4 protein-coding genes are annotated in these 2,727 nt (G+C 69.5%); 1 reads left to right on the top strand and 3 read right to left on the bottom strand.

The annotated features are described in order from the left end of the window. Positions 1–484: 484 nt before the first annotated feature. Together WBP48_RS04090 and truA are read right to left on the bottom strand one after the other, a co-directional pair. On the bottom strand, positions 485–1,174 hold the full coding sequence (locus WBP48_RS04090) for an endonuclease/exonuclease/phosphatase family protein (RefSeq protein WP_424436477.1): 690 nt from the start codon (positions 1,172–1,174) through the stop codon (positions 485–487). Between the two features lie 48 nt (positions 1,175–1,222). Continuing rightward, complete coding sequence (gene truA / locus WBP48_RS04085) at positions 1,223–2,056, bottom strand: tRNA pseudouridine(38-40) synthase TruA (RefSeq protein WP_424436474.1); 834 nt, start codon at positions 2,054–2,056, stop codon at positions 1,223–1,225. Positions 2,057–2,209: 153 nt separating this feature from the next. Here truA and WBP48_RS04080 point away from each other — a divergent pair, with 153 nt between their 5' ends. Beyond that, on the top strand, positions 2,210–2,470 hold the full coding sequence (locus tag WBP48_RS04080) for a hypothetical protein (RefSeq protein ID WP_424436471.1): 261 nt from the start codon (positions 2,210–2,212) through the stop codon (positions 2,468–2,470). Positions 2,471–2,491: 21 nt separating this feature from the next. Here the strand turns inward: WBP48_RS04080 and WBP48_RS04075 are convergent. Beyond that, on the bottom strand, positions 2,492–2,727 hold a 236-nt coding region (locus WBP48_RS04075), incomplete at its 5' end, for a PfkB family carbohydrate kinase (protein ID WP_424436468.1).

Below are 2,727 nucleotides of genomic sequence, written 5' to 3'. Positions count from 1 at the left end.
CTCTCCCACCGCGCCGATCGCGCCGCCGACGACGGCCCACAACTCGAGCGGCTGGCGCCGCTGAATCGCGCGCTCGGTGGCCCACGCCACGGCTCGTGCCGACACTCGCGCGCCGCTGACACCCACGATGATCGTGTCGTTCATGAGTCCCATCCCCTCGTTGGGAGTTCCTGTTCCTCCAAACTACGCGACGGGTCACGTGCGCGGCGAGCGCGAGCGCCGTGACAATCGGGCATCAGGATGCCGACCGCTCCACCGCATCCATGGCCCTCCGCATCCGTAGCCCCCCGCATCCACGGCCCCCCGCATCCACGGCCCCCGGCTCCGACTTGCCGCGTTCTGCCGGTTCAACGGCGGCGATACGGCATTTCGCGGCAAGTCGCTGATCACGGTTCGCTCGACGTGCCGAGTTCTGCCGCATCCCCGGCCCCGAGACGACAAATCTCGGCAAGTCGTCGGCCTCTGACTACGCCGCCGGACGGGGTCAGGATGCCGACCGCACCGCCGCACGCGGAGCCGCCGTCACGAGGATCGGCAGGTGGTCGCTGCGGCCCTGCGGCAGCGTCGTGATGTCGTCGATGTCGAAGCCGACGCTCGTCGCGAAGTCGTAGTGGCCCTTGAAGAACTTGTAGCGCGTGTAGGTGCGGGCATCGCTCAGGGTGAGCTCGTAGCCGGCCTCGCGCACCCGCTGACCCAGGTTCTCCTTGAACACCGGGTAGTTGTAGTCGCCCACCATCATGATCGGCAGGTTCTCGCCCAGTCCGGACAGTTCGTCGAGCGCCGCACGAATCTGATGGCGCCGCAGCGAGTTCAGCGCCGTGAGGGGAGCGGCGTGGAAGCTCGCGACGATGACCTCGCGAGCGCGGTCGATGTCTCGCAGCCGCACCGCCAGCATCCGTTCTTCCGCGGGCTTGAGGACACGGTCGTGCAGCGACTTCTTCAGTGCGAGCGAGCGCACCGCGAGCGCCTCATACGTATTGCGCCGGTAGTAGATCGCGAGCCCGAGCCGGTTGCGTGCAGTGGCCTCGGCCAGCTGCAACCCGGAGATCTCGGCCGGCAGGTCGGTCGTGACCGCCTCCTGCAGGCACAGCACGTCCACTCCCGTCGTCTCGACGAGGTCTTCGAGCTCGCCGGCCGCTTTGTGCTTATTGAGGTTGTACGAGATGAGCTTCATCGTGCGACCAAGCCTAGGCCTTGCCCCGTTCAGTCCGCTCCGCGGGACTCAGTCGTCGAGCCGCCGCACCGCCCGAGTCTGATCGGCACGCGCCGCGAGCAGCTCGTCGGCGGGGTAACCGACCTCGGTGAGCGTCAGTCCGCGCGGTGCCAGCACCTTCACGTCGGGGGTGCGCACGCCTTCGTCGCGGATGTCGGCCAGGTCGGCGACATCGAGCTTGCCCTCGCCCACCGCCGCGCACGCACCGACGAGAGCGCGCACCATGCTGTGGCAGAACGCGTCGGCTCTCACGCTGGCCGTGAGGATCCCGCGTTCATCGCGGCGCCAGTCGAACTCCAGCAGGGTGCGAATCGTCGTCGCGCCGTCGCGCCACTTGCAGTACGCGGCGAAATCGTGCAAACCGATGAGGGAGCGCGCCGCGGCATCCATCGCCTGCTCGTCGAGCCGCGCATTCACCGTCGTCGTGCGGTGACGCTCCAGCGGGTCGTAGCCCGAGACGCGATCCGCGATGCGGTATTCGTACCGCCGCCAGACCGCCGAGAACCGTGCGTCGAAGCCGGGCGGGGCGACGGCGCTGCGATGGACCGTGATGTCGGGGTACGGACCCAGCACGCCGTTGATCCGGGCGGCGAGCGCCTCGGGCGTGCCGGACCTGCTCTTCGCCAGACGCTGGCGCTGCGCCTCGGTGAGATCGAGGTGGGCGACCTGGCCGGACGCGTGGACCCCGGCATCCGTTCGCCCCGCGACGACGAGTTGCACGTCGCCGCCGAGGATGCGGACGATCGCCGCCTCGAGCGTGCCCTGCACCGTCCGCAGCTCGGGCTGTCGCGCCCAGCCGCGGAAACCCGAGCCGTCGTAGGCGAGATCCAGGCGCAGGCGCACCGATCCAGCGTATCCGCTCGCGTCACGGCGTCGCCTCCTCCCCAACCGGGCGTGGCGACGACTTGTCCACGGATCGCCGTCGTGACCGACTGCGCGGCGCGCGTGGCGGTTACCGTGATGACACGAAGCCCGCCCGCACCGCACAATAGGAGCATGTTCGTGCCCACCGAGGTTCTCACCATCGTGATCAGCGCCGTTGCCGTGATGCTGAGCTTCTTCACATGCTTCGGATGGCTGATCCAGCGCTTCGACCGCGCCCTGCAGCAATCCGCGCACCGGATGGAACAGCGCATCGACCGCGTCGAACACGAACTCGGACAGCGCATCGACCGCGTCGAACGCGAACTCGTCGAGGTCAAGGTCGCGGTGGCGCGCATCGAGGGGCCGCAGCGCCGCCTCCTCACGGCGCACTGACCGCCGCTGCCGCGGCGCGGGCTATTCCGCCGCGTCGACCTCGGCGCGGGTGGGGGGGTTGGCGCCAGCGCGTGAGACGGTGATCCCAGCCATGACGGCCGCCCGCCGCAGCGCCGTACGGAACGCCGCCTCGTCGTCGAACACGGCGTCGTCATCGAGCGCGCTGGAGATCAGACTCGCCATGTACGCGTCGCCCGCCCCGATCGTGTCGGCCACGCTGACCGGCAGTGCGCTCACCTCGGCGAGGCCGCCGGGGC

Source organism: Microbacterium sp. (assembly GCF_049661145.1).
GTDB lineage: Bacteria > Actinomycetota > Actinomycetes > Actinomycetales > Microbacteriaceae > Microbacterium.
Note: the sequence above shows the minus strand (reverse complement) of the source record. Positions and strands in the feature narration are given on the sequence as shown.